The 3,464-nt window shown below is 61.1% G+C and carries 2 protein-coding genes and 1 pseudogene; 1 reads left to right on the top strand and 2 read right to left on the bottom strand.

Annotated elements, in window-relative coordinates; all coding sequences use genetic code 11:
• Window positions 1–89: 89 nt before the first annotated feature.
• Entirely contained in the window at window positions 90–854 is a 765-nt protein-coding gene (locus tag BI292_RS29460) for a methyl-accepting chemotaxis protein (RefSeq protein WP_371918719.1), read from the bottom strand.
• A 93-nt stretch (window positions 855–947) separates the two neighbouring features.
• A pseudogene (locus tag BI292_RS29455) lies at window positions 948–1,979 on the bottom strand (cache domain-containing protein); the annotation flags it as partial.
• Window positions 1,980–2,164: 185 nt separating this feature from the next.
• Between BI292_RS29455 and BI292_RS09190 the strand changes: the two are divergent.
• A partial coding sequence (locus BI292_RS09190; RefSeq protein ID WP_101207689.1) for a helicase HerA-like domain-containing protein occupies window positions 2,165–3,464 on the top strand: 1,300 nt, incomplete at its 3' end.

Below are 3,464 nucleotides of genomic sequence, written 5' to 3'. Positions count from 1 at the left end.
GGCAAGCCTCGCTCCTACAGGGGACGCGATCACCTGTAGGAGCGAGGCTTGCCCGCGAATAGACCCTCAAATACAACCTCAAATACAACCTAAATGCGGAAACTGCCTACCAACTGCTTCAACCGCGCCGCTTGCTGCTCCAGATCGGAACACGCGCGCAATGTCGATTGCAGGTTTTCCACGCCTTCCTGGTTCAGCGTATTGATCTCGGTAATGTCGACGTTGATCGACTCCACCACGGCCGTCTGCTCCTCGGTCGCAGTCGCCACCGACTGGTTCATCCCGTCGATCTCGCCGATGCGCATCGTCACGCTGTTCAGGCGTTCGCCGGCCAGGTTGGCGATTTCCACGCTGTCCTGACTGTGGCGCTGGCTCTCGCTCATGGTGCTGACGGATTCGCGGGCGCCGACTTGCAGCTCCTCGATCATTGTCTGCACTTGTTGCGCCGATTCCTGCGTGCGGTGCGCGAGGTTGCGCACCTCGTCGGCGACCACCGCAAAGCCGCGACCCGCTTCACCGGCGCGCGCCGCTTCAATCGCGGCGTTGAGCGCCAGCAGGTTGGTTTGCTGGGAAATGCTGGTGATCACTTCGAGAATCTGCCCGATGTTCACGGTTTTGCTGTTCAGCGACTCGATATTGCTGCTCGACGCGCTGAGCATGCTCGACAGCTGGTTCATCGCTTTGATGCTGCGGTCGACCACTTGCTGGCCATCTTCGGCGAGGCTGCGGGCATCGCTGGCCTGATTCGACGCTTGTGCGGCATTGCGCGCGATTTCCTGCGCAGCAGCGCCGAGCTGGTTGATCGCGGCGGCCACGCTGTTGGTGCGCGACGCTTGCTGGTCGGAGTTGAACATCGACGAGTTCGACGCCGCCACCACCCGCAAGGCAACTTCGTTGACCTGGCCGGTGGCCGAAGACACTTCGCGGATCGACGTGTGAATGCGCTCGACAAAACGGTTGAACGCGGTGCCGAGGATGCCGAACTCGTCCTGGTTCTGAATAGTCAGGCGCTTGGTCAAATCGCCTTCACCGTCGGCAATGTCCTGCATCGCGCGGGTCATCACGTGCAACGGCTGGATCAGAATGCGGATCAGCATGCTGAGCAGGGCGATGATGATGGCCACGGCAATCACCGTCGCAATCACCGCCGAAGTGCGGAATTCGCTGAGCATGGCGAAGGCTTTGTCCTTGTCCACCGACAGGCCGATGTACCAGTTGACCGAGGGCAAACCCTTGATCGGCGTGAACGTGACGATGCGCGTCTTGCCGTCGATCTCGACTTCGCTGAAGTCGCTGCTGATCCGTGGCGTGTCTTTCGGGTAAGCCTCGCTGAGGGATTTCATCACCAAGGCTTTGTCCGGGTGCACCAGAATCTTGCCGTCGGCGCTGACCAGGAACGCGTAACCCATGCCGTCGAAGTCGCGGGCGCTGAGGGTGTCGATCAGCGTTTGCAGGCTCAAGTCGCCACCGACCACGCCGACACTTTGCCCGGCTTTCTTCGAGGCTGTGGCGATGGAAATGATGGTTTGGCCGGTCGCGGCATCGATGTACGGTTCGGTCAGGGTCGGCGTGCTGCTGCTTTCCGCGCCTTTGTACCAAGGGCGAACGCGCGGGTCGAAGCCGTCAGGCATCTTCGCGTCGGGGCGGATGGTGAAATGCCCGGTGGCGTCGCCAAGGTAGGACGCCATGAACGTTGACGTCAGCGCTTTCTGCTCCAGCAGGCTGGAAACGCTGGCCTGCTCGGGGTTGATTGCGATGTTCTGCGCGAGGTTGTCGATCAGCAGAATGCGCCCGCTCAGCCATGTCTGGATGTTGCTGGCGGTGACTTCGCCCATCTCGGTGAGGTAGTTGTCGAGGTCTTCGCGAATCGCGTTGCGTTGCAGATAATCGTTGTACAGCGTGAACGAAGCAAACGCGGCAATCACGACCAGTGCGGCCGCAAGCAGGATCTTATGGCTGAAACGCAGATTTTTGTTCATGGCTTGGGGTGTCCGCTAAGGTCTTAATGTCCAGGTCGTGCTTTTATAAGCACGGGCAAATCGGGCTGCGTGAAATCAAGCTGATATTCCGTCTCTCCTTAGGGAATTAACGAGGCTCTCTTCAGTCTGGTTCTCGCCATTATTTATCGGCCGTCAACGATCAAAGATTAACCATGGGTGACAAAATGCCTGACTCCTCGAAACTCGTTATCGGCGCCGACCTTGCAGGGCAGCCGATTGCCCAGGCCATGCGCCTGGCCAATCGTCATGGTCTGGTCGCAGGCGCCACCGGCACCGGCAAAACCGTCACCTTGCAACGTCTGGCCGAAGCCTTCAGCGATGCCGGCGTGGCGGTGTTCGCCGCCGACATCAAGGGCGACTTGTGCGGACTCGGCGCCGCCGGCAACCCGCAAGGCAAAGTCGCCGAACGCATCACCGGGATGCCGTGGCTCAATTACACGCCGCAGGCTTATCCCGTGACCTTGTGGGACATTCACGGCGAGTCCGGTCATCCACTGCGCACAACCTTGAGTGAAATGGGCCCGCTGCTGATCGGCGCGTTGCTCGAACTCACCGACAGCCAGCAATCGGCGCTGTATGCCGCGTTCAAGGTCGCCGACCGTGAAGGCCTGTTGCTGCTCGATCTGAAAGATTTGAAAGCGCTGCTCAATCACCTGCGCGACAACCCGCAATTGCTCGGCGATGACGCAGCGCTGATGACCACCGGTTCCAGCCAGGCGCTGTTGCGACGCCTGGCCATCCTCGAACAGCAGGGCGCCGAAGCCTTGTTCGGCGAACCGGCGCTGCAACTCGAAGACATCCTGCAACCGGCGGCCGATGGTCGCGGGCGCATTCACTTGCTCGATGCCAGCCGTCTGGTCCACGAAGCGCCGAAGGTCTACGCGACGTTTCTGTTGTGGCTGTTGGCGGAACTATTCGAGCAACTGCCGGAACGCGGCGACGCCGACAAACCGTTGCTGGCGCTGTTTTTCGATGAGGCGCATTTGCTCTTTGCCGACACGCCGAAAGCGTTGCAGGAGCGACTTGAGCAAGTGGTGCGGCTGATTCGCTCGAAAGGCGTTGGCGTGTATTTCGTCACGCAATCGCCGGGCGACTTGCCGGATGACGTGCTGGCGCAGTTGGGTCTGCGGGTTCAGCACGGTTTGCGCGCGTTTACCGCCAAGGAGCAGAAATCCCTGCGGGCGGTGGCGGACGGCTTTCGGCCTAATCCGGCGTTCGACGCTTTGTCGGTGTTGACTGAACTGGGGATCGGCGAGGCGCTGGTCGGCACCTTGCAGGACAAAGGCACGCCGGAGATGGTCCAGCGCGTATTGGTCGCGCCGCCGCAGTCGCGGATCGGGCCGCTGACGGCCACCGAGCGCACGATGCTGATCGCCGGGTCGCCGTTCAAGGGCCGTTACGACAAGCCCGTCGACCGCGAATCGGCGTATGAAGTGTTGATGGGGCGCAAGGGGCTGGCGCCTG

Origin of the sequence: Pseudomonas sp. 43NM1, assembly GCF_002836905.1 — a bacterium.
In the GTDB taxonomy this organism is placed as follows: domain Bacteria; phylum Pseudomonadota; class Gammaproteobacteria; order Pseudomonadales; family Pseudomonadaceae; genus Aquipseudomonas; species Aquipseudomonas prosekii.
Note: the sequence above shows the minus strand (reverse complement) of the source record. Positions and strands in the feature narration are given on the sequence as shown.